We start from the raw sequence: 26,576 nt of genomic DNA on the forward strand, positions 1-26,576 counted from the left end.
GTCGCAATCGCTATTGTTGTTGCAATGCTCGTCGCGATGAAAACCGTGCCGCCTTACGTTTTACGCGTCAGGTCAGATCAACCCGGCGCCGCGCGCCCACTGATACTTCGCGCCGAGCACCGCAACGGGAATCTCCGTCGAATAGGCGTACGCCGGAACACCATGTGCGTACAGATACTCAGCGGCCTCTTCCACCTGAACGTCGCCCGCGAGCGAAGCGACAATCGGCTTCTCGATGCCACGCGCCTTCATCTCTTCCTTCACTTCGACCACGAGTCGCGCGAACACCATCGGCGGCGTGATGATCGTGTGCCAGTAGCCGAGAATGATCGCGTGGATGCGCGGGTCTTCGAGGCCGAGACGTATCGTGTTCTGATACGTCGACGGCGGCTCGCCGCCCGTGATGTCGACGGGATTGCCCGCGGCGCCGAACGGAGGAATGAACTTGCGGAATGCGGCGTCGAGATCGGCGGGCATCGTCATGAGCGACAGGCGGTTGTCCACGCAAGCGTCCGACAGCAACACGCCCGAACCGCCCGCGCCCGTGATGATCACTACGTTCTCGCCCTTCGGCGTGGGCAGTTTCGGAATGCCGCGCGCGAATTCAAGGAGATCGCGCAGTGAGCGCGCGCGGATCACGCCGCATTGCTTGAACACATCTTCGTAAATGCGGTCGTTGCCCGCGAGCGCGCCCGTGTGCGAGCTGGCGGCGCGCGCACCGAGACTCGTGCGGCCCGCCTTCAACACCACGACCGGCTTTTTCTTCGACACGCGCGCCGCCGTCTCTGCGAACGCGCGACCGTCTTTCAGATCCTCGCAATGCTGCGCGATGATGTCCGTGTTCTCATCCTGCTCGAAGAAGGTCAGCAGATCGTCTTCGTCGATGTCGGACTTGTTGCCGAGGCCCACGATTGCCGAGACGCCCATCTTCGCCGAACGCGAAAAGCCGATGATCGCCATGCCGATACCGCCGGATTGCGACGACAGCGCAGCCTTGCCCTGCACATCGTACGGTGTGCAAAACGTCGCACACAGGTTCTTCGGCGTGTAATAAAAGCCGTAGATGTTCGGACCCATCAACCGGATATCGTATTCACGCGCAATCGCGACGATTTCCTGCTGGCCTTCCACATTGCCGGTTTCCGCAAAGCCGGAAGGAATCAGCACCGCGCCGGGGATGCCTTTCTTGCCGACTTCGGTCAATGCGCCGGCGACGAACTTCGCCGGGATCGCAAACACGGCGACGTCGATATCGCCGGGCACGTCCAGCACACTCTTATAGGCCTTGCGTCCCATGATCTCGTCGGCCTTCGGGTGGATCGGATAGATCTCGCCCTGATAGCCGCCGTTGATCAGGTTCTTCATGACCGAATTGCCGATCTTGCCGTCTTCCGCAGAAGCGCCGATCACGGCGACGCGGTCCGGCTTCATGATGCGGTTCATCTGCCGCACGATGTCTTCCTGACTCGGCCGATAGCGTTCGACCGGCGGCGCGAAGTCGAGCACGATGCGCACGTCGGCGGCAATCGCGCCGCGCTTGCTCGCAAACACCGGGTTCAGATCGAGCTCCGAGATTTCAGGGAAGTCGGACACGAGCCGCGAGACGCTTTCGATCAACCCGGCTAGCGCCTCGCGATCGACAGCCTCGCCGCCGCGCACGCCTTTGAGCATCTCGGCAGCGGCGATGCCGTCGAGCATCGAGCGGGCGTCGTCACGTGAAGCCGGCGCGAGGCGGAACGTAATGTCCTTGAGCACTTCGACGAGCACGCCACCGAGGCCAAACGCCACCAGCTTGCCGAACGACGGGTCGGTCACCGCGCCGACAATCACTTCCTGGCCGCCGCCGATCATCTGCTGCACCTGCACGCCCAGCAAGTTGGCCTGCGCGTTATAGCGCTTCGCGTTCTCCATGATCGTGGTGAAACCCTGCACCACATCAGCGGCACTTTTGACGCCGACGAGCACGCCGCCCGCTTCGGTCTTGTGCAGAATTTCCGGCGAAACGATCTTCAGTACGATCGGAAAGCCGATCTCGGTAGCGAATTGCGCGGCTTCGGCCGCGGTCGTCGCCAGCGCTTCTTTCGGCACCGAAATACCGTAGACGTCGCATACCAGTTTGCCTTCAGGCGCAGTCAGCGACGTGCGGCCTTCCGCTTTGGCGTGATCGAGAATGTGCCGCACGACGTCCTTGTTGGCGACCGGCGCGTGGTCGTCGGGCGTATGAGCGGTGCCGCGTTCCTTCAGTGAGAGCGTGTCTTCGTATGCCATGTCCTGCCGTCTCCAATGCGGGTTCGAAAGGCGCCGCCCGGCACCGCGCTCACCTGGATGGCGAGCGGCGGGCGGCCTTGCACTACGGTTTTTCTATGCGTCTAGATGGCGCCGGCGGTGCGCAATGCGCTGATCTGCTCGGGCGAATAGCCCAGTTCCGCCATGACTTCGTCGGTATGTTCGCCAAGCAGCGGCGAGCGCTTCACTTCGGTAGGGCTGTCCGACAATTTGATAGGATTGCCAACTGTCAGATATTTTCCGCGCATCGGATGGTCGACTTCGACGATCGTGCCGGTCTTACGCAGCGAGGGCTCCTCGGCGATCTCCTTCATCGACAGAATCGGCCCGCATGGAATGTCGTACTTGTTGAGGATCTGCATGGCCTCGAACTTATTCTTGGTCATGGTCCACCGTTCGATCTCCGCGAAGATATCCTTCAAACGCGGCAGGCGCGCAGCAGGCGTCGCGTAGTCGGGATCGGTAGCCCACTCTTCCTTGCCGATCACGTTGCAGATCTTCGCCCACACCGGCGCCTGCGTGATGAAGTAGATGTATGCGTTCGGATCGGTCTCCCAGCCTTTGCACTTCAAGATCCAGCCCGGCTGACCGCCGCCCGACGCATTGCCCGCGCGCGGCACCGCTTCGCCGAACTTGCCGTTCGGATATTGCGGATACTCCTTCATCACACCGGTGCGTTCGAGCCGTTGCTGGTCGCGCAGCTTAACGCGACACAGATTGAGCACGCCGTCCTGCATCGCGGCGAGCACGCGCTGGCCGCGGCCGGTTTGCGTACGCTGATAAAGCGCGGTGACGATGCCGAGCGCGAGATGCAAACCCGTGCCGCTATCGCCGATCTGCGCGCCGGTCACGACGGGCGGGCCGTCGTCGAAACCCGTGGTGGAAGCCGCGCCGCCCGCGCATTGCGCGACGTTCTCATAGACCTTGCAGTCCTCATACGGACCAGGGCCGAAGCCCTTCACCGACGCGACGATCATGCGCGGATTCAGTTCCTGAATGCGCTCCCACGTGAAGCCCATGCGATCGAGCGCGCCCGGCGCGAAGTTCTCGACCAGCACGTCGCACTTCTGGATCAGCGCTTCGAGAACCTGCTTGCCTTCCGGGTTCTTCGTATCGATCGTGACCGAGCGCTTGTTGTGATTGAGCATCGTGAAGTACAAGCTGTCCACGTCCGGAATATCGCGCAGTTGTTCGCGCGTGATGTCGCCGGCGCCGGCCCGCTCCACCTTGATCACGTCCGCGCCGAACCACGCCAGCAATTGCGTGCAGGTCGGGCCCGATTGCACATGCGTGAAATCGAGAATGCGCACGCCGTCGAGTGCTTTGCCCATGTCTTGTCTCCTGAGGTGTCCGTATTACTTGTACATGGTCTGGTTCTTCGTTCCCGGCGCGTATTCGCGCGGGTCGACCCAGATGTTGACGACTGCCGAGCGGCCGGTGCGATGAATCGCTTCTCGCGCCCGCTGCAATGCGCCTGCGATCTGCGCCGGATCGCGCACTTCCTCACCGTGGCCGCCGAGCATTTCGGCAAACTTGCTGAACGGCACATCGCTCAGCAGATTGCCCACATTGCCGCGCTCATCGCCGTATTTGGCGAGCTGGCCATAGCGGATCTGGTTCATCGCCGAGTTGTTGCCGATCACCGCGAGATAGGGAGCGCCAAAGCGGTTGGCCGTTTCCATGTCGAACGCGGTCATACCGAACGAGCCGTCGCCGTAGTAACACAGCACTTCTTTCTGCGGATGCGCGATCTTGGCCGCGAGCGCGAAGCCTGTGCCAACACCGAGCGAGCCGAGTGCGCCTGGGTCCATCCATTGGCCGGGACGGCGCGGACGAACGGCTTGCGCGGAGATCGTCACGACGTCGCCGCCGTCGCCGATATAGATCGTGTCGTCGGCGAGAAACTCGTTGAGCTCATAGGCGACGCGATACGGATGGATCGGCGTGCTGTTCGACTTGAAGAGCGGCATGAGCTTTTCAGTTGCGGTCGCTTCGGCGTCCTGCAGCTGCGCCATCCATTTGCGGCGGGCCTGGCGCTTATCGTCCTTCAGGCGACCGCTCGCCGCTTGCAAGACAGCCGCGAGGATCGCACCCGGGTCGCCGACGAGACCCAGATCGATGTCGCGATTCTTGCCGACCGTCCGGTAGTCCATATCGATTTGCACCAGCGTCAGTTCCTTGCTGATGCGCTTGCCATAGCCCATGCGGAAATCGAACGGCGTGCCGACCACGATCAGCACGTCCGCATTGGCAAACGCCTGCGAGCGCGTGCGGTCGAAGTGATGCGGATCGCCCGGCGGCAGCAGGCCCCGGCTAGCGCCATTGAAATAGCCGGGAATGTCGAGGCCGCGCAGCAACGCGATGGCTTCCTCGTGACCGCGCGCGGTCCACACCTGCTGCCCGTACAGAATCGCGGGGCGCTCGGAATTGACAAGGATGTCCGCGAGTTTCTCGATGTCGCGCGGGTCGCCAATCGATTTCGTCGACGCGCGATATCGGCCCGGCTGCGGCACGACCGCACGCGTCAGATCCACTTCGCGGTCCAGCACGTCACGCGGAATTTCCAGGTAAGCAGGACCCGGCGCGCCATTGAAGCACTCCCGAGCGGCCATCGAGATCATGTCCGCGACGCGCTCGGTGCTCGACACGCTAGCGGCAAACTTCGTGATCGGCGACATGATGTCGACGTGCGGCAAGTCCTGCAGCGACCCCATCTTGTGCTGCGTCAGCGCGCCCTGTCCGCCGATATGCAGGACCGGACTCTCCGAACGGAACGCCGTCGCGATGCCCGTCACCGCGTTCGTGCAGCCGGGGCCCGCTGTCGTGACCACGCAGCCGAGCTTGCCGGTCTGGCGCGCATAGCCGTCTGCCGCGTGCGCCGCGACCTGCTCATGGCGCACGTCGATGATGCGAATCCCTTCGTCCACACAACCATCGTAAATGTCGATGATGTGGCCGCCGCACAGCGTGAAGATCGTATCGACCCCTTCGTTTTTCAGCGCCTTCGCGACCAGATGGCCGCCCGAGACGACACCGGCGTTGCGCGTCTTCTGTTTGAGCGTATCTTCGGCCGTGGTGTTGCTCGTGGCTGGATTCGGGGATGAAACAACTGCAGACATGGTCGTCTCCTGTGTCGATGGGAGTTAGTGCTTTAGCGCTAGCTCCAGTCCATACGTGTTGTATGTCGATCGGCGTTGGCGCCTTGGCGCTTACTCCGGTCCCATGGAAGGGTGCTGCCTGGTGGTTTGCAAAACGGTTATCTATGGACTCGCTCGCTTCGAGATTCTTCCTCTTCAGAACATGTTTGCCGGCCTTGTCACATACAGTATGTGATATATCAGTTTCACGCAAGGCCGACGTTTCGGTCGCGGTGATGCTTGCGCTTTTGCGGCGAAACCTTGCTGGGAATGGCGCGGCGGGTTTTGTACCGTTAGCCTTGGTCCTCCTTCCGAGGGAAAACACTTAGCGTACTGCCTTCGTCTGGGCGACGTTGATATATCACATACCACACGCCAGGCGACGTCAAGCGCGGTAAATCCCTACCAAGCCGGCCGAAACGAAAAGGCCCGCGGTGTGTGAACACCGCGGGCCTTTTGTCTGCCTTGATTGCCCGGCCTTGATTGCCCTGCCTTGCCGCCATCGATAGCGGCCAGCGTCTATTCAGCCATCAATCGAGAAAGTCGCAGTTCGCTTCCACGAACGCCGCCAGGTCGAGCGAATGCTGGCGCGTGAGACGCTCGGCCAGTTCCGTGTCGCGCGTCTCTAGCGCCTCGATGATGCGCAGATGGTCGACGATCGAGCGCGAAGCGCGGTCGCTCTGCGAGATGGTCATGCGCCGGATAGCGCGCACATGGATAAAAATATTCTTGATGGTGTCGAGAATGATCTGCGACTTCGACAACTCGACGATCGCCTGATGAAACGCGATATTCGCGTCGGAATACTCGGCGATGTGCTCCGCCGGGGTCGCGTCGCGGAAGTTGTCGAACATGTGCCGCAGGCGAGCGATTTCCTCGTCCGTGGCGCGCTGCGTCGCAAGGCGTGCAGCCATGCTTTCGAGCGCGGCCCACATGTGGATCATCTCGACAATCTCGCGCTTGCTCTTGCGCACGATGTAAATGCCGCGCCGCGGCACCATACGCAGAAAGCCTTCCTGTTCCAGCAGCGTCATCGCCTCGCGTACCGGCGTGCGGCTCACGCCGAGCGTCTCGCTCAGCACGCGTTCGTCCAGACGGATGTCCTCCCGCGTCTGGTAGATGTCCGCGTCCGCGATAGCCTGGCGCAGCATCGCATAAGCCTGATCGCGCAAGCTCACGCTTGCGCCGATAGGCTGCAATGACAACGTCAACGGTGTTGCCACTGCTTCAGTTTGAAGTTCCGACGACATTCATCGCCTCTTGTCGAACATACACACGATAAGGCGCCGCCGTTTCGCCGCGTTGCTCATCAAGGCCGATGAAGCGGCCGTGTTGCGCTGCGAGTTGCGCGACCGGCTGGGCAATCCAGCGGGTCAGAAGAACGGTGGCGGCAGAGCCCAAGCCCACAACAGCGACAGCCAGCAGCGAAAGAGGAACAAGTTCCATTTGTAGCTCCAAAGATTGAGTGAACGAATGACTCAATCATATGCTGCATTGCCGCAAAAATCAATATCCAGTATGTAGTATATCAGCCACTCTTGTTAAACACATGTCCTTACGGTAGCACGCGTTGCCCGGTCTCGCCCGCTCGTTCCCATTAAACTCGCTGCACTCCGTGTATACGCGGAAAACGCGCGATATCCGCGCAGCCGCGTTCGGCTATCGCGCAGTTTGCGCCCACTGCGGATTGTGCGATTCGGGCTGCGTCAATAATCTTCGGCACATCCTGCAACCAATCAGCCGCGCCGGCCCGAGCCGCAGCCGCCGAGCCGGTTACGCAGTAGACCGAGAATCCCAAGGAGACATCCGACATGAGCACTACCATCTCGACGGCCGCAGCGGCCGATAATCGCACGGCGCGCAGCCGGGCACGCAAAGCGGCGTTGGGCAGCTTCGTCGGCGCCGTCGTCGACTGGTACGACTTCCTGCTGTACGGGATTGTCGCAGCACTGGTCTTCAACGCCGAGTTTTTCCCGAAAGTGAGCCCGGCGATGGGCACGCTCGCCGCCTTTGCGACGTTCGGCGTCGGCTTCCTGTTCCGGCCGCTCGGCGGCTTCGTATTCGGCCACTTCGGCGACCGGCTCGGCCGCAAACGCATGCTGGTCCTGACAGTGATGATGATGGGCCTGTCCACCGCCGCCATCGGTCTGCTCCCCGCATTCCCGGCCATCGGCTGGTGGGCACCCGTGCTGCTGGTCACGCTGCGGGCGATCCAGGGCTTTGCGGTCGGCGGCGAGTGGGGCGGCGCAGCGTTGATGGCGGTCGAAAGCGCGCCGGAGAAGAAAAAGGCGTTCTACAGCAGCGGCGTTCAGGTCGGCTACGGCGTGGGTCTCGTGCTGGCGACCGGTCTCGTCGCGCTCATCAGCCGTTCGATGGACAACGCGTCGTTCATGAGCTGGGGCTGGCGCCTGCCGTTCCTGTTCAGCGTGGTGCTGGTGCTGATCGCGATGTGGATTCGCTCGAGCATGGAAGAGTCGCAGGAGTTCGTCGAAAAAGTCGGCACGCATGGCGAGCGCAGCGTGCGGCTGCCAATCGTGGAAGCGCTGCTGCGTCATCCGAAGGCCTTCCTGTTGATCATCGCGCTGCGTCTTGCCGAGTTATTCACGATGTATATCGTGACCGCGTTCGCACTCAACTATTCGACCGCGAACCTGCACATGCCGCGGGAATTCTTCCTCACAATCGGTTTGCTGGTCGGCGCGGTGAGCTGCGTGACGATCCCCCTGTTTGCCTTGCTCGCTGACCGTTTCGGCCGCCGCCGCGTGTATATCGTCGGCGCGCTCGTCGGCATGTTCAGCGCCGTGCCGTTTTTCCTCGCACTCGAAGCACGCTCGACCCTGTGGATCGTCGTCTTCGCCGTCATGCTCGCGAACATCGCGCATGACATGGTAGTGAGCGTGCAGCAGCCCATGTTCACTGAACTCTTCGGCACCGAATATCGCTATAGCGGCGCGGGTGTCGGCTATCAGGTGGCGAGCGTGGTCGGCGGCGGCTTCACGCCGTTTATCGCGGTCGCGCTCGTTAGCTTTGCGGGCGGTTCGTGGCATCCGGTGGCGGCCTATCTCGCGATCGGTTGTCTGATCTCCGTGCTCGTGGCGGCAAAGATGAAGACGGGGCGCACCGTCTGAACGATTGATCGCGGACGAGAAAGGCCGGCGTGGCGAAGTTGCCACCGCCGGCCTTTTTTGCTTTGTGGGTCGAGTTTGATGCGCGGCGCCCGTTACTTTCCGACGCTCGGCACCCGCGATTTGGGCTTTGGTGCCGCGATCAGCCAGATTACGGTCGCATTTCTTCGGGCAATGCCTTATGCATTTCTATCTCATATTGCCAACCCGGTTTCTCCGCCCTATCGTTCCAGCAAGCAAATCTCAATCCGGATTTGCGCCTGTTCATATGAAACACCGTCGCATATATGAACCCCGCATGGCGCAGCAATTTTTACGCCGTACCTCTAAAGCATTCGGTCTGATGCGCCGATAACAAAGACTTCGCTTCCCGGGAGACCGACCATGAGCAGTATTACCGAGCAGCAGCACAATTCAGGCTCTGCAGGATTTTTCTCCAAAGAAGCCACCATTGCGAAGCCGGGGTTTTCGCGCTGGATGGTTCCACCCGCAGCACTCGCCGTTCATCTCTGTATCGGCCAGGCGTATGCATTCTCCGTATTCAACGGCCCGCTGACCAAGGTCATCGGCATCACGCAATCCGCTCCCGATGACTGGTCGCTCACCTCCCTCGGCTGGATTTTCTCGCTGGCGATCGTGTTCCTCGGTCTGTCGGCGGCATTCGCCGGCAAGTGGCTGGAACACGTCGGCCCGCGCCGCACGATGTTCACGGCGGCATGCTGCTTCGGCGGCGGCTTCCTGATTTCGGCGCTGGGCGTGTACATGCACCAGATCGTCCTGCTGTATCTCGGCTACGGCGTGATCGGCGGCATCGGGCTCGGCCTCGGGTATGTGTCGCCGGTGTCGACGCTGATCCGCTGGTTTCCGGACCGCCGCGGCATGGCGACCGGCATGGCGATCATGGGCTTCGGCGGCGGCGCGATGATTGCCGCGCCGTTGTCGGTCGCGCTGATGAACCACTTCCGCAGCGCGACGAGCATCGGCGTGGCTGAGACGTTCATCGTGCTCGGCATTGTGTACTTCATCTCAATGTCGATCGGCGCGCTGGCCATTCGCGTGCCGCCCGCCGACTGGAAACCGGCCGGCTGGACGCCGCCGGAAACCGGTCAGCAGAAGATGATCACGCGCAACCACGTGCACATCGACCAGGCCTTGAAGACGCCGCAGTTCTATCTGATCTGGCTCGTGCTGTTCCTGAACGTGACGGCCGGCATCGGCATTCTCGGCCAGGCTTCGGTGATGATCCAGGAAAGCTTCAAGGGCACCGTGACGGCGGCCGCCGCTGCCGGCTTCGTCGGTCTGCTGTCGCTGTTCAACATGGGTGGCCGCTTCCTGTGGGCATCGGCTTCGGACTGGATCGGCCGCAAGAACACCTACTTCATCTTCTTCGCGCTCGGCGCCGTGCTGTACTTCCTCGTGCCGAGCTTCGCCGCGTCCGGTCAGATGGCTCTGTTCGTGCTCGCCTACTGCATCATCCTGACGATGTACGGCGGCGGCTTCGCGACCGTGCCGGCTTATCTCGCGGACATGTTCGGCACCGCGTTCGTCGGCGGCATTCACGGCCGCTTGCTGACGGCTTGGGCCGCAGCCGGCGTTGCGGGTCCGGTGCTGGTCAACTACATCCGTGCTTATGAAGTCGCGCACGGCGTGGCAAAAGCCGACGCTTACACGATGACGGTTCATATCATGGCCGTGCTGCTGGTGATCGGCTTCATCTGCAATCTGTTGGTCAAGCGTGTGGACGACAGGCATCACATGACCGACGCACAAGTCGCCAAAGGCGCATAAGGAGACTCGCATGTCGACTGTTCAACCCGTGCATCCGACCAACAAGGTCAAACTCGCCGTCTTCTGGCTGTATGTGATGGTCCCTCTGGCATGGGGTGTGTTCAATACACTCTCGCAGGCCATGAAGCTGTTCCAGTAAAGAAGCGCATTTGCACCCCGCCGTTCGAACGGTGGGGTGCCCGCCACGGGCAAATCTCGCCGCGTGGTTTCACAGCGACAGCGTCGCTTCACCCCGCTACCATTGATATGCGGCACCGGCACCGACCGATGTCGTGACCGAACTGATGCCCGCGCTCAGCTTCACCTTGAAGTTTTGTGCGACGCGCGCCGACAGGCCGACCGCCACCGCCTGATACCCCATGTAGCCCGCCGTGCCGACGCCGATTGCGAGATTCTTCGTCGCGTCGACTTCGGGGACCATATTCATTGCCATCGCCGACGCGGCTCCCGCATACGCGCGCCGCGCGAGGTTGCCGATGCCGCCCTGGAACTGTTGCAGGTTGACGGCGTCGCCCGGCGCCTGCCCCGCAGCAACGTTCGCAATGCGGCGCTCGTTGCCTGACGAGCCAACGGAGACCGTATTCGGCTGATCCGCCACCGATCCTTCGCCGAGCGCGACCGTATTCGCCGCCGACGCTTTCGCGCCGCCGCCTAGGGCCACCGAACCGTTGCCGGTCGCTTGCGGCGCACTTGCGGAACTGTTGACGGCGGTGTAGCCATTGCCGTTGTTCGCATAGTTCCTGACGGTCTGGTCGATGCTGCTGATCTGCTGGTTGGTTTGCCACAGTTGCGCGCCAGTCACCGCATCGCTGCTGGTCGCCGAGACTTCGCCGTTTTTCAGGTTGGTCAACTGCACACCCGGCGCATTGGCCGCATTCGCTGCATTCGGCGCCGTACCGCCGAGCGTCACCTTGTCGTGCGCCGAGCTGTCGTACTGAAGCGCGTTCGCCACCGTGCCGTTGATTCGGCCAACCGTGGTCTGCAGACCGGCAATATCGCTGCTGTTCTGTGTGACGCGGCCGTCCAGATTGCTAATCGCGCCACCGACAGTGTTCACCACCTGACCGCCGACCTTGTACGAAGGCGCGCTGATCGAGCCGTCCGCGTTCACGGTCGAGCCGCCGCCTAGCGCCACGGCCGTACTCGCCGCCTGCGCAAACAATTGCGAACCGTTGACCGCTTCGGTGCTGGTCGCGTTCAGCGAGCCGCGCGCCACGCCGGTAATGACGCGGTTGCCCAGCGTGCCCGCCACGCTGACCGCCCGGCCATCGGTAGTCGCGCCGATCTTGATGACCCGCGAAGCCGGGTCTTGCGTCACGAGGCCGATGCCGCCCTTCTCCACGTTCTGCTGCAACGTGGTCAGCCCAGTGTCGAGCGAGTCGAGTGCATCGCCGACATTATTCTGCGTGCCGCCCTGCACGTGATAGGACGGCCCGGTCAGCGAACCATCGATATTGATTTGCGCGCCACCCCCGAGCCCGGCGACTATCGGCCTGAACTGGGCGAAATTGATTGCGGACGTGTCCGTGAGGCCCGCCGCGACGCCGGTCAACTGGCGCGCGCCGCCGGTGCCCGTGAAATCGACGCGAGCGCCGTCCGTGTTCTGCCCCACGCTGATAATGCGCGAGCCGGGATCCTGCTGGACGAGCCCGAGCTGGCCGTTCGTGATCTGGTTCGCAACGTTCGTCACGTTGCCTTCGAGCGTCGTAGTGCGCGTGTCGAGGCTCGCGATCTTCGTCGTATTGACGGTCACGCGCTGGTCGAGGTTCGCGATATTCGTCGTGTTGTTGCTGACCCGGCGATCGACGTTCGCGATGTTGTCGCTGTTCTGCGCGACCGCCTGATTGGCCGCGAAGAGTTGGGCGCCGTTCACGGCGTCCGTGCTGTCGCCCGCCAGATAGCCTGCGCGCACGTTGGTCACGCGAACCGGCGCCTCAGCGGTGCCCATGGTCACCGTGTCATGCGCGGGTGAATCGTATTGGACCGAATCGGCAGTGGCCGCGGCAATCGCCGTCGCACCCGTCGCCGCACTTGTCGCAGTACTCGTTGCCACGCTCGTCGTGACGGCCGCCGCGAGGGCCGATCCCACATCGCCGTAGGTCTTTCCGCCGATGTTGTAGACCGGCCCCTTGACCGTGCCATCCGGATTGACCGCCGATCCGCCGCCCAACGCCGTCACCGCACTCGCCGTGGTGCCGTAGAGTTGCGCACCGTTCACGGCATCGGTGCTCGACGCGCCGATCGCACCGCGCAATAGCCCCGTGACCGTACGATTGCCGTTCAAGCCGGCCACGTTGAGGCGAATGCCCGTCGACGACGGCGCAAGCAGAATATCGCGCGTTCCGAGGTCTTGCCTGACGAGGCCGATGCCGCCCGAAACAATCTGCGACTGCAGCGTCGTTATGCCGGTGTCGAGCGAAGTCAGCGCGCCGCCTACCGTGGTTTGCGTGCCGGACTGCACGGAGTACCGCGGGCCAACGGTCGAGCCGCTAGCGCTGACCGACGCGCCACCGCCGAGCGCCGACACGACCTGCTTGAGTTGCCCGAGATTGACTGCCGACTGCGCGCTCGTACCCGCCGCGATACCAAGCAGCTCGCGCGAGCCGTCCACGCCGGTGAAGTCCACGTACCGGCCGTCCGTGCCCTGGCCGACGGTGAGTGTGCGGGAACCCAGGTCTTGCTGAAGCAGTCCCGTCAGGCCTTTGTCGATGTTGCTGGCCAGGCTGGAGATGTCCGCCGAATTCTGCGAAACCGCGTCATTCGTCGCGTGGAGCTGCCCGCCTGTTACGGCGTCGGAACTTCCGGCATTCAGCGCGGCGTCGGCAATGTTCGTCACCCTGACGCGTGTGCCGGGATTACCGAGCGTCGCGATATCGTGCGCTCCGCTGTCATAGCGCAGCGCGTCGGCGACACTTACGCAGTCCTGCGGCGCGCACTCCTGCGCGCCGGCCGGTTGCGAAAATGCCAGAGCGCCGAGCAGACCCACGCCGGCAGCAGCCAGCGCCCGGCGTACGGAGGCGCATTGCGCGCCACAGCCTTTCGCCACTTCGGATACCGCAACATGCGTACGCCTGGCTCTGTTCCACACCGTCTTATAGGTCTTGTTCAACATTCCTCCCAGTCTTTCTAGATTATCGATCGCCAAGATTTTTCTTATGCCATCCTAAGTATTGATGTCGAATCAACGGACTTCGGACTTCAGGTTTGGCACGCATCACGCTTTAAGTTGGCAAACAAAGCTGAAGCGCCAAGTGTGCAATGACGCCGCACGATTCGCGAATACGATTAATCCTAAAAGCGAATTTTTTTAGCCTTAACTAGCTAAAAGTCATATAGCCTTTCAGACGAAAACTGCCAAATGTCTTAACCGGGAATGCCGATGATTAAGCGGCTTTAAGTCGAATGCTTAAAGTGGCCGAGAACCGACGCTGAGAAAATGCGAGCCAGCGGGTGCTGGCTCGTTATCGGGGAATCACAAAAGTCGAGAGGCGCGTGCCGGACACGCGCAAATGCAGGAATGAATCGCAGCGGCGCTCAGATCTTTTCAAACAGCACGTCTTGCGCACCTTCCCACAGCACTTTAACGCCGAGTTCGCGCAACTTCTCCTTGCCTTCGACGATGGTCAGGAAATGGTTGCCCGCAAGTTGCCCCATCTTGCTCGCGAAGCAGCACGAACCATAGGCGATTAGAATCTCGGTTTCGCTGTAGCCGCCCGGATAAAACAGAATATCGCCGACCGACGGATGGCTCGTGTGATTTTCGAAGCCAACCGCCGCACCGTCGTTCTCGAGCTTGGACTCGCCGAGCGGCACCCAGCAGCCTTCGCCGCTCCATCGCACATGAATGATTTTCTGGCGGTACGGCAACAGCTTCAGAAACGCCGCCACCGTTTGCGGCGCGTCGGGGTTCGTTTCGGCGATAAAGACGTGGCCGCAGGAGGTGATTCGAAGTCGGGTCATCGCTAGGTATCCGGTATGACGGTTGAATGAGGAGGGTCGGTCGGACGCGGCTGGGGCCTGAGCCGTGGGCCGGTCATTCTGTCGTTCCGTGCAAGGCTTCAACAGATACAGTTGTGAAGACGCCGGTCAGGCCAGTTGGACCGCCAAGGGGCACGGGCAATCCCAGCTTGTGCAAGCCGGAGCGGCATGCGCGTGCCAGCTCTGGCCTCTTCGACGCCACGAAAGTTCGTAGTTTGCAAGCCGCGCAATGCACAGCACACTTCGAAAGGTGCGTGATTCCAACAGATGGCTTGCCGGCCTCGTCACTTCTTCTTGCCTGACGCAATCCGGCCGGTCGCCAACCAAAGCGCGAACGAGAGGCGCAGCGCCGCCACGCAATATAGACCGCGCCGCTCGCACCGGCGAGCGCAGTGGGCGTCGTCGATCACCGGCTGTTGCCGGAACCCGCCTGCTGATGAGCCGGCCAGTAGCCACTGCGCAGTCCGCAGGTCAGCCGCGCAGCCGGTAAGCAAGCGGCGTCACGCCGTAGTCACGCTTGAACTGCACGGAGAAATGACTGGCATTCTCGAAACCAACCGCAATTGCAATTTGCAGCACGGTCTGATCGGTTGAGCGCAGCAGTGTCGCCGCTTGCGCAAGCCGCAAACGCGTCACATATTGATGCGGCGTTTCGCCGGTTTCGCGGCGGAACACGCGGGCAAAGTGGAAGCTGCTTAGACCGGCCTGCGCGGCTAGTTCGCTGATCGCCAGATCCGCACCCAGGTTCGCGCGAATGTAGTCGGTCACACGCCGGATGCGGCGCGGCACCAGCCGTTCGGGTTGCGCCGGCAGCCCAGTCCCCGCTTGCCGGCCATGCGAATAATGTTGAAGAAGATGCGCGGCAAGCGCGTGAACCAGCGCATCGACATATAGGCGCGAGTCGGCCGGATCGCTGGCGGCACGATGCAATGCACCGAGCATCGCGGCAACCAGCGGATCGTGGAACTGCATCGCGTCGCCGAGCGACAGTTCGCGCGAGCCGCCGCTGAGTTCCATCTGATCGGCGACGCTGTCGATCAGGCTGCGCTCAATATGCAAATGGACGGTCGACAGCGGCTCATCGCTGATCGAACGCCAGCGCCAGGAAATCGGCGCGGGCGGCACGTACCAGACGTCGCCCACCCGAAGTTCGGCGCTTTCCCAGCGCCCGTTCAGATTGCGCTCCAGATGCTCCGCGCCGCTCGCCAGCGTCATCAGCGTGAGGTCCCGCAGGCCGGGCGCTTCCAGCAGTTCCTGCTCGTCCGGTTCGAGGTAGGAGCGCAATACCAGGTGCCGCCACGGGCGATCCACGCTCGACACCAGTTTCTGGCCCGCGAGGTAGCGGTCGTAGGCAAGCGTCGTTGTCAGCTTTGGAATTCGTGTCATCACGTCCATTCCCGAGGAGGTGCCGTATGCAAAAGAGAGAACCCTGTCATACCCGCGATGCCGGTTGGCTGTCAGCGCAAGATCTCGAAAATGATAGCAAGGAACCGGCTACCGTAATTTTTGGAAATAGCTAATCATTCAGGTTGTCGTCTTTCACGCGTTTCGAACGCCGGAGCTACCGTTTCATGGAACACGAATGCGATACGCTGCCGCATTGGCTGACCGGTTCGCCGCAAGGCGAAGCCGGCCATGCGTCGGCAGCATACAACCCAGCGGTCACCGCACAACCGGCCTACCCGGCCGGCATGCGGCCGGTCGCGAAGTCAGCCCACGCGGCTGAAGCGTCGATGGTATCGAGCCGCGCGGCAACTAGCGCGGCACCCGCAGGCTTCCTCACGCTCTTCACCGAGGAAGAGATCGGCACGCCCACACCGACCGCGCGGCGTGCGCCGGTCATCAGTCCGCTAGTGCGTTTTGGCAGTGCGCAGGACCGCATCGAGTTCGTGCGGCAACGCATCAAGCAGTTGGGCTTCGACTCGTTCAGCTACACAGCCACGCGCACGTCCGCGCACCGTAAGACGATGTTCGTGCTGACGAGCTACGAGTCGCAGAGCTGGCTCACGCGCTACTTCCGCGAGCGTTATTTCGAGCTCGATCCGCGCGTGGCGCTGGCGTCGCCGACCGGCATGCCGTTCCTTTGGAACACGGTCGACATGCGCGCCGACCTGCCGCGTGCGCAGATGCGCAGCGAGCGGCTCGGCAGCCTCATCGACATGCTGGAGGGGACGGGCCGCAAGAGCGGCATTCTTACGCAGATGCCGTTGCCCGAGCCGGAGCTGAGCGCGAGCCTGTGCTTCAATTCGGAGATCGGCAATCCGCGCTGGATGACCGAATCGATCGTGGCCGAGACGCTGATGTTCGCGCACACGATTCATGAGTTCATCTGGACGCACGCGAAAAGCGTGATCGGCATGACGCCCGCGCAGCAGCAGCGCGTGACGTTGAGCGAGTTGCAGCATGCGGTGCTGAAGGCGGTGGTTCAGGGCCAGCGCGACAAGGAAATCGCGTATTTCCTCGGGTTGTCGCCGCATAACGTCGACTACCACTTGCGCCGTCTGCGGCAGTTGTTCAACGTGCGCAACCGCGTGCAGTTGATCAACGTTGCAAAGGCCTACGTGTCGTAGACGAACTAAAAGCAAGCCACGAAAATGCCGTGGCGGCACACGCCGCCACGGCATTTTTTATGTACAGCTTTGCGCTTAACTCTTCAACCGGTAGCCGGTCTTGAAGATCCACGCGACGATCGCAAGAAACACCGCCAGGAATAGAGCCGTCATACCGAGGCTCACCTCCACATTTACGTCCGCGAGGCCGTAGAAGCTCCAGCGGAATCCGCTGACCAGATAAACAATCGGGTTGAAGAGCGTCACGACCTTCCAGAACGGCGGCAACATGTTGACCGCGTAGAAGCTCCCGCCGAGAAACGTCAGCGGCGTGATGATCAGCAACGGCACGAGTTGCAGCTTCTCGAAGCTATCCGCCCAGATGCCGATGATGAACCCCAGCAGACTGAACGTAACAGCGGTCAGCACGAGGAACAGGATCATCCAGAACGGATGCTGCACTTGCAACGGCACGAACAGGCCCGCCGTCGCGAGAATGATGAGCCCGAGCAGAATCGACTTGGTGGCCGCCGCGCCCACGTAGCTCACGACGATCTCCAGATACGAAACCGGCGCGGATAACAACTCATAGATCGTGCCGGTGAAGCGCGGAAAATAAATGCCGAACGACGCGTTCGAAATGCTTTGCGACAGCAGCGACAACATGATCAGACCCGGCACGATGAACGCGCCGTAGCTGATACCGTCCACTTCCTTGATGCGCGAGCCGATGGCCGCGCCGAACACGACAAAGTAGAGCGACGTCGAAATCACGGGCGCGATGATGCTTTGCATCAGCGTGCGCCACGTGCGCGCCATCTCGAACTTGTAGATCGCGCGAATGGCGTAGAGATTCATTGGTTACCTCGAAGCAGACTCACGAAGATGTCTTCAAGCGAACTCTGCGTGGTGTGCAGGTCCTTGAAACGGATGCAGGCGTCGTCGAGCGCCTTGAGCAGCGCGATGATGTCGGTGCGGCCGCCGTCGCCTTCATACGTGTAGATCAGCTCGTTGCCGCCCTTCGCGACATCGAGGCCATATCCGGCGAGCGACGGAGGCAGTGTCGCGAGCGGGCTCTCCAGCTGGAGCGTCAACTGCTTCTTGCCGAGCTTGCGCATCAGTTCCGTCTTCTCTTCCACGAGCATGATCTCGCCCGCGTTGATCACGCCGATGCGGTCTGCCATTTCCTCGGCTTCGTCGATGTAATGCGTGGTGAGAATGATCGTCACGCCGCTCGCTGCCAGCGAGCGCACGAGCTTCCACATATCGCGGCGCAATTCGACGTCGACACCCGCCGTGGGTTCGTCGAGGAACAGCACGCGCGGTTCGTGCGACAGCGCCTTGGCGATTAGCACGCGGCGCTTCATGCCGCCGGACAGCGTGATGATCTTGCTATCGCGTTTTTCCCACAGCGACAGATCGCGCAGCACCTTCTCGATATGCGCCGGATTCTTCGGCTTGCCGAACAGGCCGCGGCTGAACGAAACGGTCGCCCAGACGGTTTCGAACGAGTCGGTGGTGAGTTCCTGCGGCACGAGGCCGATCAGCGAGCGCGCGCCGCGATAGTCCGCCGCGATGTCGCGGCCATCGACCATCACGCTGCCTTCGCTTGCATTGACAATGCCGCAGATGATGCTGATGAGCGTCGTTTTGCCCGCCCCGTTCGGGCCAAGCAGCGCGAAGATTTCTCCGCGGTCGATCGCTAGGTTGATGTTTTTTAGCGCATGAAAACCGCTGGCATAGGTTTTTGACAGATTCGTAACTGAGACGATTGGCTGCATGGATTTGACGATGGCAGACACCGTTATGAAAGTGGATGGGAGGACGCATAAGCGCGACCGCACCCGCAATGTAATTGAAACTGCGAAAGCGTGCAGCGGAAGAAGATCAAGCCGTCTGTAACTCGTGCGGCGCCGGTTGATCAGGCGCGAACCGTCGGCGCCGTTCGCTGCAGTGCAAGACACTTCGGGTTCCGTATTGATGTGACGCCCCTGCCACCGCGCGTCTGTCCTTCTTAACGAGCCGCAGAGGCGCTAAACCGTGCGTGGTCCCGGGAACGCGCGATGCTCGATTCTCGCCGTGCTTGCGCGCCCATGCGCGTCCGCGCCGGCACGCAAGGCACAGTGCTTGCGGCAATCTGCTCAAGTGAGTGCGAGGCGCTCGCGTGACATTAACCAGCTCTATGGAGGTGAACCATGAAACGCTTTACCAGGACGATTTTTGCTTCAGCGCTCGTAATGGCACTCTCGGGCGGGGCCTTTGCGCAAGCGGCCGGCGGTGCGGGCGGTGGCGCTGCTGCGGGTGCGGGTGGCTCGGGCGGCAGTAACGGCGTCGGCGCGGGCGGCGGCACGACCGGCGGCGCGGGCGGAACTGCAACGCCCGGCGTCGGCCCCGGCACGATGAAGCATCCGAACGATTCCGGCTACGGCGCACCGGGCGTGACCGGCACGGGCGGCGGCATGGGTACGGGCACCGGCGCCTCGCCGAATAGCGCGACGACCAAACGGTCGAACAGCGGCGGCTCGGATACTGGCGACATGAGCAACGGCACGCGCAGCGGTACTAACGGCACGATGCAAAACGGCCAATAATCACCGTTGATTTCGGCCGGTCAATCGTGCCGGCTCGAGCAGTTTCACAGTGACGGCGGTGTCGATTCGCGGCATCGCCGTCCTCTTGTTTTTCAGCCGCGATGGGGCTGGCAACGTCGATGGAGGATTTTGCAACGACTCCAAGGTAAAGATGTTGCGCGCTGCCGTCACGGCTCGGCGCACACGAAGCTGCTGGCGAGATTGACGTTGCCCTTGCCCATGTAGCGCGGAAAAAGCGGATAGCGGCAGAGTGGGCGCGAGCGTCCATTGGTCGCCGCGGCGATGTCGGTGGCGATCAACGTTTCCGGCGACGCCCCGCGCGTCACCCACTTATCGAGCGCGCCGAGCAGATCCACCGAAGGAATGAACGCGCCGCTGCCATGTTGAAAACCCGGCACCATATACAGGCGCATGAAACCATTGACCTCGTCGACGCCAAAGCGATCGACCAGCGCCTGATGGTAGGCAATGGTCTGATTGGGGCTGATGACTTCGTCGGCGAGACCTTGCAGTGTGATGAGCTTGCCGCCACGCGCGATGTAACGCGCGAGGTCCGTATTCATCGCGCCGATGGTCTGCGAAAGCGCGATGAGTTGCGTGCGATATTTGCCCGGATGTTGCGGATCGAACCTGAGCGAATCGAAGTCCGCGTCACGCGCCACGAAATAGCGCATGTAGCCGTCGCCTTGCGCGAACAGATAACCGTTGGCGAAAAACCTCGGCACAGCGAGGCGTTCCGCTTGATGCCCCAATCCGAGCGAGCCCGTCAGATGCGTGCCCTGAAAGACGTTGTAGCCGCGATAACCGCTGACGTCCCAAGCCAGCTTGTAGGGCAGCGATAAACCGTCGCGCATAACCATCAAGGTCGCGAGTTGTGGCTCGACGAGGCAGTCATCGCGCGACGGCTTGCGTCCCGCACAACGCAAGGACGCGACGATTTCGGCTTCGTGCTCGCGGCACGCAGCGACATCGCTCACGATGCCGTCCGCCGCGCCATCCAGCCGGTCGCATACCGCGAGCGTTCGTTGATAAACCTGTTCGAGCAGCAACGGTGGAATGAAGCCGCCTGGCGTGGCATATTCCGCCTGGCCGAGCTTCACGCCGATCATGCGCACCCCTGAAAAATTGAGCGCGGGAGAGTTGGCGATGACGCCGTCGTAGTCGTCGGGAAAGCGCTGCGCGACCGTGTAGCCTTCGCGCCCGCCCGTCGAGCCACCCGCGAAATACATGCGCTGCGGCGGCCGGCCATAAGCGCGCGCGATCAATGCGAGCGCGGCGTCATGCGTCTTCTTCAGATGCGCATAGCCGAAATTCGTCACGGCCTCGTCGACGAGACCGAACACCGCGAGCGATGAATCGCCCACATGACCCGAGTCGTCGCCGAAGGTCGCATAGCCTTGTGCGAGCGGTGCGCGATCCGGCGAGAACGGCATCACGCCGGTGCCGCTCACCACGACGCCGTTATAACCCCCGCCGCCGATTTGCAGCGCGCGGCCGTTCCAGTGGCGCGGCAGATTCACATCGAAACGGATATCCGGCGTGCTCGCCTTGAGCGCCTTGATGCGGCCCGTGATGCGGCAATATTCGCCGCCTTGCTGATTGCCGGGCGCGGTCGCGGAGACCATCGACGCGCTTTCGATCTGCGCGCCCGCAGTCGGCAATGCAATGAGTTCGGGCGGCAACACGGCGCCCGCGAATTCGGCGCAACGCATCGCGAGCGGCGCCTCCTTCTGCGCGGCGAGCGCCGTATGGGCGCCTGGCCCGAGCAATATGCTGGCAATGTTGAGCGCAACTGCTGCCGCGGCCACGCGCAACCTTCGCGCAAACGGCCAACGGCGCCAACGCGCGCTCATCCGCAACGCGCGCCGCTCGCAGCCGTGCGCGGCTGCTGTCCTTTCCAGCCGTTCCAGCCGCGCGCGATCATCAACAGCGCGCCGACGGCGACGAGATCGCCGGCCAGCCCTATCAGCACGCCGGGCAAGCCCTGAAACGCATGCGGCGTGGCCGTATCGACGATCAACGACACGAGCGTGCCGCCCACAAAACACACGAGCCCGGTGCGGCCGACCGTCACCACGGCGGGTAAGCGCTGCGCGAGCCGCGCGACGCTACCCGTGCGCACGAGTCGCGCGGCGAGCCAGGCAATGACGATGAAGTTGATCACGCGATCCACGGAAAGATTCTGTTTAAGGACGCCGGGCAAAGGCTGCGTCAGCACGAAAAGTTTGACGACGGCAAACGCAAGCACTGCGGCAATAGCGGCTCGCGTGAACCAGCGAGCTGCATCGCCCGCATGAAAGCGCTCGCTGATCGGCTCGAGCCGGCACACGATCCCGAGTACGAACATCAGCTGCCATGCAAACGGATTAAAAGCCCAGTCGGCCATATCGTCAATGCTGAATAGCACGGCTAGCGGCCTGGCCAGCCACCATACCGCGACGCTGAGCGCCAGCGCCGTCACACGCGAGCGCCTTGCCAGCGGCACAACGAAGGGCACGCATAGCGCGTAAAACACGTACATCGGCAACACGCTCGACAGATACGGTTGCCGCCGCAACACCGCGATTTCGAATGCCTGATGTAGCGGCTGCGCGGCGAAAGGCGACCAGCCAGTCAGCTCGACCATCGCGTGATTCAGATGCAGGAATGCGAGGACGGCGCCGGAGAGCAGCGTGAGCACCGCAGTCAACAGATACGCGCGGTAGATTTCCCAGCAGCGCCACACGAAGCGCAGATTGGCGGCGTGCTCGCCGCGGCCCGCAAGGACCGCCGTGTACGCCGCCGCCGACGCGTAGCCGCCCAGGAACACGAACACTTCGGCGGAATCGCACAGCGCGTACGCGTGCAGCATCAGATGCGACAGCGTGCTGCCGGGCATGTGATCCAGCACGATCACGATCAGCACGACCCCGCGAAAGAAGTCCACTTCGACGGAGCGTCCGCGGCGAATTTCCATTCGTGTTCTCGCAGGAGAGTTATCCAGCAACACGTCACGATATAACGTTGGAACGAACGCTGCGCAGTTGCGTGATGGGCGCTGACAAGGAGCCTGTCATTTCGGGCAGCTCACTGGCAATCTGAAATCCGGCTGTCGGCATGCGGTAAGAGTGATTCCACGCGCATTCGATTTGCGGCAAGTTTTGCGGCTGTAACGCGTGTAGCGCAAATGCGGCCGGTAATTGCCGTAGAAAATAATCCGCTCATCGCGGCATGCGATTTTTTTCGCTTTTTTTCATCGTACGATGATTTCATGCATGACCGTCGGAGTTCGCGCATCTCGCGCGATGGCCTCTCCGGACGGCGGCCACTCATGTGGACCGGACACGCTTGCCGCCGACCCGCGTTCGGCTGGCGCGTCGAGCGTCATTGCGACGCCCTTCCTTTTGCCGCTGCTCATTGGCGTCATTGAGCGGTGTCATTCACGCGCCGGTCCTTCCATTACCGACCTGAACGGCCGCGCACTGCGCACCGCCTTCGCATTGGAAGACACTCACATGAACAACAGGATTGCCGGCTTCGACGGACTGCGCGCCATTGCAGTCCTGATGGTGTTTCTTCAACACCGGCTGTTTGGCGACATTGGCGAAATAGGTCATCTCGGCGTGTGGATCTTCTTTGCGCTGAGCGGCTTTTTGATCATCGGCATTCTTTCGACGCAACGGCAGCGCATCGAGCAAAACGGCAGCCGTTTCGGCGCCGAACTCAAGCGCTTTCTGTTTCGCCGGACGCTGCGCATTTTTCCGATCTACTACCTGATGCTGGCAGCGATGTGCGTGCTGATGCGATTCGGCATGGCGAGCCCGGAACTCGCGAGCGGCATGCCGTTTCATTTCGCTTATCTGTCGAACTTCTGGATCGGTTCGGTGCTGCATTACTGGCCGGGACGCTACTCGCATTTGTGGAGTCTCGCCATTGAGGAACAGTTTTATCTCGTGTTCGCGCCGCTGCTGTTGCTGCTCGCGGCGCGACGGCATCTCGCGGTGTGCGCGGTGATCGTCGTGACGGGACTGGTTTCGCTGCTGGCGATGCGCGCCGCGCATTGGCAGGAGATCACCATCTATACGCACCCGCTGAGCAATTTCTGGCTATTGGCGCTCGGCGGGATAGGCGGCTTGATGGTCGCCGGCAAAACAAGCCGTCTTCGGGCCTGGCTCGGACATAGCGTGACGCTGTTTGTCTTGAGCCTTTGTCTCGTGGGCTTTTGCGCGACGGAGCCGGCGTGGAGCGATCTGGACAATCCGCTGCTCTTCACCGCGGTCAGCGGCGTTTATGGCGTATGCATTGCCGCGCTCGTCTGTTCGATCGCATGCTGTCGCAATGCGGTCGTGATGGGGCTACTCGAGGCGCGCTGGCTTGCGAATCTGGGGCGCATCAGCTATGGCTTTTACCTTTATCACAATCTGATTCCGGACCTCACGCGCAATCATCGCGCGCAAGCGCTGTTCGGCGGAGTTGTGCCAGTGTGGGCGCATGCGGCGGGGATTGCGGCGTCGTTTGCGATTTCGCTCGGGCTCGCACTGCTGTCGTGGCGGATCGTCGAAGAGCCGATTCTTCGGTTGAAGACGCGGCGTGCGCACGCGGACAACGCGCATTCAGTATTGGCGCGAACCGCGGGGGTCACAGTGACGACGCGACAAGGCGAGCGCAGCGAACACGCATTGACAGATGAAGGCACCGCTTCCGATGCCGCCCGAGCACACGAACGTGGCACACACATTGCTCAGGAATGATGTGACTGTCATCAACTGGAGATGCGCCGTGGCCAATCAGCCGAATCCCCCGAACGAGCACGACCAGGACCAGACGAAAGACCCCGGCGGTCCGCCCACCGAGATCTCGAAACCGATTGGCGATGCCATTCCAACGCCAGTTGAGCCAGGGTTGGATCAGCCCCTGCCAGAAAAAGGCGAAACCCCGCCCGCCGATGAAGACGAGGACAAGGCCAAACGTGAGCCTCTCGGCGGAATCACAAGGCCTCCTGGCATTCCGCCATTCGGCCCCGCCGAGTTGGCGTAAATCGCTGCGTCCTTGTTGTGGTTATCGACGCGCATCAGGCCGCCTCGGGCTCGTGCACGATCTTCAGCGTGCTCTTGTGTTCCTTGATCAGGCGGTAGACCGTTTCGCCCGGCACGGTTTCGTGTTCGAGCAGTTCATCTGCGATGGCGCGCAGCACCGGCTCATACGCATGCAGCAGGCTATAGCACTGCTCGTTCAATTCCTTGAGCAACACGTTTGCGTGCTCGATTGCGCTCTTCATCTGCAGACCGGCGTATTGCGAGGGCAATGCAGCGAGGCTGAAAAGATTGCCGTCGCTGTTAAAGCCAAACTTCGACACCATGTCGAGGCTGATGCGCGACGCTTCCTGCAAATCCGAAGCGGCGCCGCTCGATGCTTCGGAGAACGCCAGAACTTCTGCATTGCGGCCGCCGAGCAGCACCTTGATCTCGTTGCGAATCTCCGACTCGCGATACAGATGCTTGTCCTGCGCCTTCGTAATCAGCGCGACGCCCAATGCGCCGCCGCGCGGGAGAATGGTGACTTCTTCGAGCACCCCGGTGCCGAGCAACGCGGCAACCAGACCATGCCCCGCTTCGTGCACCGCGATGCGCGTGCGTTCGTCCTCGCTCAGCGCGCGCTCCGCGCCGCTGACGTCGCCGATACGCGCAATCTTGATCGCCTCGATGAAGTGCTTGGCCGCGATCTCGGTGTCGCCGGCTTTGCGCGCGACGAGCCCCGCCTGATTCACGACCATCGCGACGGTCGCGGGAGACAGGCCCGTGGTCAGGCGCGCGAGCTGATCGTAGTCGATGTCGGCGGCTTTCGACTTCAGCCTCTGCGCATAGAAACGGAAAATCTTCGCGCGCTCCTCGCGATCGGGCAAGCGAACCTGCACGGTGCGATCGAAGCGGCCGGGGCGGCGCAATGCCTCGTCGAGATTGTCCGGATGATTCGTGGCCGCGACGATGATCACGCCTTCGTTCGAAGCGAAGCCATCCATCTCCGCGAGCAACTGATTGATGATGCGGTTGCTCTCGGCTTCGACGGGACCGCCGCCCGTGTCGGTACGCTTCGCAAGGCCGTCGGCTTCGTCGATGAAAATCACCGTGGGCGCGTTCTTGCGCGCCAGCTCGAACAGATGCTTGACCTTCTGGATGCCGACGCCGTAGTACTTCGCGCTGAAATAGCTGCCGGTGATGGAGATGAAGCTCGCGCCGCATTCTCCGGCCAGCGCTTGCGCAAGCCGCGTTTTTCCGACGCCGGGGCCGCCCACCATCAGAATGCCGCACGGCGCGCGCACGCCCATCGACGTAAATTGCTTCGGGTTCGACAGGTAGCCGCGAATGTCCGCGAGCGCGGCCTTCGCTTCACCGGCGCCTATCACGTCATCGAAACGCAGCGTGGGCGCCTTGCCGAGCAGCGACGCGCCGCCGCGCATCTCCCGGCGCATGAACCACACCATCCCGCCGATCAGCAACAGCGGCAGCAGCAGGCTGATGACGTCGCGCGTCTGGTCGAACACCTGAATCCAGTGAGAGCCGCCCGTGCGGATGTCGGCGTCCGGCAGCCACACGAGTTGATATGAAGCCGCCTCGCCGGACTTCGTTTCGCCGAGCAGCAGCGCATGCGAGAACGTCGCGTTGTGGTCGGTCACGAAGTATTTGGAACCGTCGCGCTTCGACACGAGAATCGCGTTCGGGCTCACGCCGATTGCGGCGACGTTCGCGTCGTGAATATCGCGCAGCATCTGCGACGCATCTTTTTCCTCGCGAGTCCATGCGGAGGTGTCATGACGCATCTGATTGGCGACGCCGGTCAGTGCGGGCGCGACCTGCGCGGTGCGCTGCTGGTAATGCCAGAAGCTGAACGCGAGCATCAACGCGATGAGCGCTGCTCCGGCCGCAATGGCGATTTTGCGTGTCCGTGTTTTCCCAAGCGAATTCTTTCCCGGCTTCATGAGTCACTTCCAAAAACGGGCTCAAGCGAGCCCCAATACATATCGAATCAGAGGGTGGGCGGTTGGGAGGAATCGGCTATTGCGACGCCATGTCTGCCGGAAGAAAGGACACCCAACCATGCGTCCCTTTTTTACCAGTCGCTTACGAGCGAGTATGCCGTGCGGCT

Annotated in this window: 20 protein-coding genes; 7 read left to right on the forward strand and 13 right to left on the reverse strand. The window is 62.1% G+C overall.

The features are described from left to right. Nucleotides 1–72: 72 nt before the first annotated feature. The 5 genes from C0Z16_RS08215 to C0Z16_RS08235 all read right to left on the reverse strand — a co-directional run bounded on the left by C0Z16_RS08215 (nt 73) and on the right by C0Z16_RS08235 (nt 6,869). Nucleotides 73–2,268, reverse strand: a complete 2,196-nt coding sequence (locus C0Z16_RS08215) for an acetate--CoA ligase family protein (protein ID WP_102631666.1) — start codon at nt 2,266–2,268, stop codon at nt 73–75. Between the two features lie 101 nt (nt 2,269–2,369). Further along, nucleotides 2,370–3,617 (reverse strand): formyl-CoA transferase, encoded by a 1,248-nt coding sequence (frc, locus tag C0Z16_RS08220; RefSeq protein ID WP_102631667.1) that lies wholly within the window; start codon nt 3,615–3,617, stop codon nt 2,370–2,372. 24 nt (nt 3,618–3,641) lie between these two features. After that, nucleotides 3,642–5,405 carry a thiamine pyrophosphate-binding protein gene (locus C0Z16_RS08225; RefSeq protein WP_102631668.1) on the reverse strand — a complete coding sequence of 588 codons (1,764 nt, stop codon included), beginning with the start codon at nt 5,403–5,405 and terminating at the stop codon, nt 3,642–3,644. A gap of 548 nt (nt 5,406–5,953) precedes the next feature. After that, a complete protein-coding gene (locus C0Z16_RS08230) occupies nt 5,954–6,673 on the reverse strand; it encodes a GntR family transcriptional regulator (protein ID WP_102631669.1) in 720 nt (239 codons plus the stop codon). Beyond that, nucleotides 6,651–6,869 (reverse strand): hypothetical protein, encoded by a 219-nt coding sequence (locus tag C0Z16_RS08235; protein WP_102631670.1) that lies wholly within the window; start codon nt 6,867–6,869, stop codon nt 6,651–6,653. Before C0Z16_RS08235 ends, C0Z16_RS08230 begins: the two co-directional genes overlap by 23 nt. A 365-nt stretch (nt 6,870–7,234) precedes the next feature. Between C0Z16_RS08235 and shiA the strand changes: the two genes are divergently transcribed. The 3 genes from shiA (at nt 7,235) to C0Z16_RS08250 (ending at nt 10,475) form a co-directional block, all read left to right on the forward strand. Next, nucleotides 7,235–8,551: a shikimate transporter gene (gene shiA / locus C0Z16_RS08240; protein ID WP_102631671.1), complete on the forward strand. Its 1,317-nt coding sequence runs from the start codon at nt 7,235–7,237 to the stop codon at nt 8,549–8,551. Between the two features lie 381 nt (nt 8,552–8,932). Next, nucleotides 8,933–10,336 carry an L-lactate MFS transporter gene (locus tag C0Z16_RS08245; RefSeq protein WP_102631672.1) on the forward strand — a complete coding sequence of 468 codons (1,404 nt, stop codon included), beginning with the start codon at nt 8,933–8,935 and terminating at the stop codon, nt 10,334–10,336. 10 nt (nt 10,337–10,346) lie between these two features. Continuing rightward, complete coding sequence (locus C0Z16_RS08250; RefSeq protein WP_102631673.1) at nt 10,347–10,475, forward strand: MFS transporter small subunit; 129 nt, start codon at nt 10,347–10,349, stop codon at nt 10,473–10,475. A gap of 96 nt (nt 10,476–10,571) precedes the next feature. Here C0Z16_RS08250 and C0Z16_RS08255 read toward each other — a convergent pair whose 3' ends face one another. The 3 genes from C0Z16_RS08255 to C0Z16_RS08265 form a co-directional block, all read right to left on the reverse strand. Further along, nucleotides 10,572–13,448: a YadA-like family protein gene (locus C0Z16_RS08255; protein WP_102631674.1), complete on the reverse strand. Its 2,877-nt coding sequence runs from the start codon at nt 13,446–13,448 to the stop codon at nt 10,572–10,574. A gap of 422 nt (nt 13,449–13,870) precedes the next feature. Then, on the reverse strand, nt 13,871–14,296 hold the full coding sequence (locus C0Z16_RS08260) for a DUF3830 family protein (RefSeq protein WP_102631675.1): 426 nt from the start codon (nt 14,294–14,296) through the stop codon (nt 13,871–13,873). A gap of 489 nt (nt 14,297–14,785) precedes the next feature. After that, nucleotides 14,786–15,709: a helix-turn-helix domain-containing protein gene (locus C0Z16_RS08265; RefSeq protein ID WP_175130657.1), complete on the reverse strand. Its 924-nt coding sequence runs from the start codon at nt 15,707–15,709 to the stop codon at nt 14,786–14,788. 176 nt (nt 15,710–15,885) lie between these two features. Here C0Z16_RS08265 and C0Z16_RS08270 point away from each other — a divergent pair, with 176 nt between their 5' ends. After that, nucleotides 15,886–16,884, forward strand: coding sequence for a helix-turn-helix transcriptional regulator (locus C0Z16_RS08270; RefSeq protein ID WP_102631676.1), 999 nt, complete (start codon nt 15,886–15,888; stop codon nt 16,882–16,884). A 75-nt stretch (nt 16,885–16,959) separates the two neighbouring features. Here the strand turns inward: C0Z16_RS08270 and C0Z16_RS08275 are convergent, their stop codons facing one another. After that, nucleotides 16,960–17,721: an ABC transporter permease gene (locus tag C0Z16_RS08275; RefSeq protein WP_027800918.1), complete on the reverse strand. Its 762-nt coding sequence runs from the start codon at nt 17,719–17,721 to the stop codon at nt 16,960–16,962. Next, entirely contained in the window at nt 17,718–18,644 is a 927-nt protein-coding gene (locus C0Z16_RS08280; protein ID WP_102631708.1) for an ABC transporter ATP-binding protein, read from the reverse strand. The genes C0Z16_RS08275 and C0Z16_RS08280 overlap by 4 nt, the downstream gene beginning before the upstream one ends. A gap of 414 nt (nt 18,645–19,058) precedes the next feature. Here C0Z16_RS08280 and C0Z16_RS08285 point away from each other — a divergent pair, with 414 nt between their 5' ends. Further along, nucleotides 19,059–19,454, forward strand: a complete 396-nt coding sequence (locus C0Z16_RS08285; RefSeq protein ID WP_102631677.1) for a hypothetical protein — start codon at nt 19,059–19,061, stop codon at nt 19,452–19,454. Between the two features lie 167 nt (nt 19,455–19,621). Here the strand turns inward: C0Z16_RS08285 and C0Z16_RS08290 are convergent, their stop codons facing one another. Together C0Z16_RS08290 and C0Z16_RS08295 are read right to left on the reverse strand one after the other, a co-directional pair. Beyond that, nucleotides 19,622–21,307, reverse strand: coding sequence for a tannase/feruloyl esterase family alpha/beta hydrolase (locus C0Z16_RS08290; RefSeq protein WP_102631678.1), 1,686 nt, complete (start codon nt 21,305–21,307; stop codon nt 19,622–19,624). After that, nucleotides 21,304–22,410 carry an OpgC domain-containing protein gene (locus C0Z16_RS08295; RefSeq protein ID WP_102631679.1) on the reverse strand — a complete coding sequence of 369 codons (1,107 nt, stop codon included), beginning with the start codon at nt 22,408–22,410 and terminating at the stop codon, nt 21,304–21,306. The genes C0Z16_RS08290 and C0Z16_RS08295 overlap by 4 nt, the downstream gene beginning before the upstream one ends. 538 nt (nt 22,411–22,948) lie before the next feature. On the opposite strand from C0Z16_RS08295, the gene C0Z16_RS08300 reads away from it, so the two are divergent. Further along, entirely contained in the window at nt 22,949–24,184 is a 1,236-nt protein-coding gene (locus tag C0Z16_RS08300) for an acyltransferase family protein (RefSeq protein WP_102631709.1), read from the forward strand. 28 nt (nt 24,185–24,212) lie between these two features. After that, a complete protein-coding gene (locus tag C0Z16_RS08305) occupies nt 24,213–24,470 on the forward strand; it encodes a hypothetical protein (protein ID WP_102631710.1) in 258 nt (85 codons plus the stop codon). A gap of 34 nt (nt 24,471–24,504) precedes the next feature. On the opposite strand, the gene C0Z16_RS08310 is transcribed toward C0Z16_RS08305, so the two are convergent. Then, nucleotides 24,505–26,409 (reverse strand): AAA family ATPase, encoded by a 1,905-nt coding sequence (locus tag C0Z16_RS08310; RefSeq protein WP_102631680.1) that lies wholly within the window; start codon nt 26,407–26,409, stop codon nt 24,505–24,507. Between the last annotated feature and the right edge of the window lie 167 nt (nt 26,410–26,576).

The organism is Paraburkholderia rhynchosiae, assembly GCF_002879865.1.
In the GTDB taxonomy this organism is placed as follows: domain Bacteria; phylum Pseudomonadota; class Gammaproteobacteria; order Burkholderiales; family Burkholderiaceae; genus Paraburkholderia; species Paraburkholderia rhynchosiae.

What these genes read in the sequence shown, in the direction of transcription:
- C0Z16_RS08215 (WP_102631666.1), bottom strand. Translation starts at nt 2,268, where the DNA reads ATGGCATACGAAGACACGCTCTCACTGAAGGAACGCGGCACCGCTCAT.
- frc (WP_102631667.1), bottom strand. Translation starts at nt 3,617, where the DNA reads ATGGGCAAAGCACTCGACGGCGTGCGCATTCTCGATTTCACGCATGTG.
- C0Z16_RS08225 (WP_102631668.1), bottom strand. Translation starts at nt 5,405, where the DNA reads ATGTCTGCAGTTGTTTCATCCCCGAATCCAGCCACGAGCAACACCACG.
- C0Z16_RS08230 (WP_102631669.1), bottom strand. Translation starts at nt 6,673, where the DNA reads ATGTCGTCGGAACTTCAAACTGAAGCAGTGGCAACACCGTTGACGTTG.
- C0Z16_RS08235 (WP_102631670.1), bottom strand. Translation starts at nt 6,869, where the DNA reads ATGGAACTTGTTCCTCTTTCGCTGCTGGCTGTCGCTGTTGTGGGCTTG.
- shiA (WP_102631671.1), top strand. Translation starts at nt 7,235, where the DNA reads ATGAGCACTACCATCTCGACGGCCGCAGCGGCCGATAATCGCACGGCG.
- C0Z16_RS08245 (WP_102631672.1), top strand. Translation starts at nt 8,933, where the DNA reads ATGAGCAGTATTACCGAGCAGCAGCACAATTCAGGCTCTGCAGGATTT.
- C0Z16_RS08250 (WP_102631673.1), top strand. Translation starts at nt 10,347, where the DNA reads ATGTCGACTGTTCAACCCGTGCATCCGACCAACAAGGTCAAACTCGCC.
- C0Z16_RS08255 (WP_102631674.1), bottom strand. Translation starts at nt 13,448, where the DNA reads ATGTTGAACAAGACCTATAAGACGGTGTGGAACAGAGCCAGGCGTACG.
- C0Z16_RS08260 (WP_102631675.1), bottom strand. Translation starts at nt 14,296, where the DNA reads ATGACCCGACTTCGAATCACCTCCTGCGGCCACGTCTTTATCGCCGAA.
- C0Z16_RS08265 (WP_175130657.1), bottom strand. Translation starts at nt 15,709, where the DNA reads ATGGACGTGATGACACGAATTCCAAAGCTGACAACGACGCTTGCCTAC.
- C0Z16_RS08270 (WP_102631676.1), top strand. Translation starts at nt 15,886, where the DNA reads ATGGAACACGAATGCGATACGCTGCCGCATTGGCTGACCGGTTCGCCG.
- C0Z16_RS08275 (WP_027800918.1), bottom strand. Translation starts at nt 17,721, where the DNA reads ATGAATCTCTACGCCATTCGCGCGATCTACAAGTTCGAGATGGCGCGC.
- C0Z16_RS08280 (WP_102631708.1), bottom strand. Translation starts at nt 18,644, where the DNA reads ATGCAGCCAATCGTCTCAGTTACGAATCTGTCAAAAACCTATGCCAGC.
- C0Z16_RS08285 (WP_102631677.1), top strand. Translation starts at nt 19,059, where the DNA reads ATGAAACGCTTTACCAGGACGATTTTTGCTTCAGCGCTCGTAATGGCA.
- C0Z16_RS08290 (WP_102631678.1), bottom strand. Translation starts at nt 21,307, where the DNA reads ATGAGCGCGCGTTGGCGCCGTTGGCCGTTTGCGCGAAGGTTGCGCGTG.
- C0Z16_RS08295 (WP_102631679.1), bottom strand. Translation starts at nt 22,410, where the DNA reads ATGGAAATTCGCCGCGGACGCTCCGTCGAAGTGGACTTCTTTCGCGGG.
- C0Z16_RS08300 (WP_102631709.1), top strand. Translation starts at nt 22,949, where the DNA reads ATGAACAACAGGATTGCCGGCTTCGACGGACTGCGCGCCATTGCAGTC.
- C0Z16_RS08310 (WP_102631680.1), bottom strand. Translation starts at nt 26,409, where the DNA reads ATGAAGCCGGGAAAGAATTCGCTTGGGAAAACACGGACACGCAAAATC.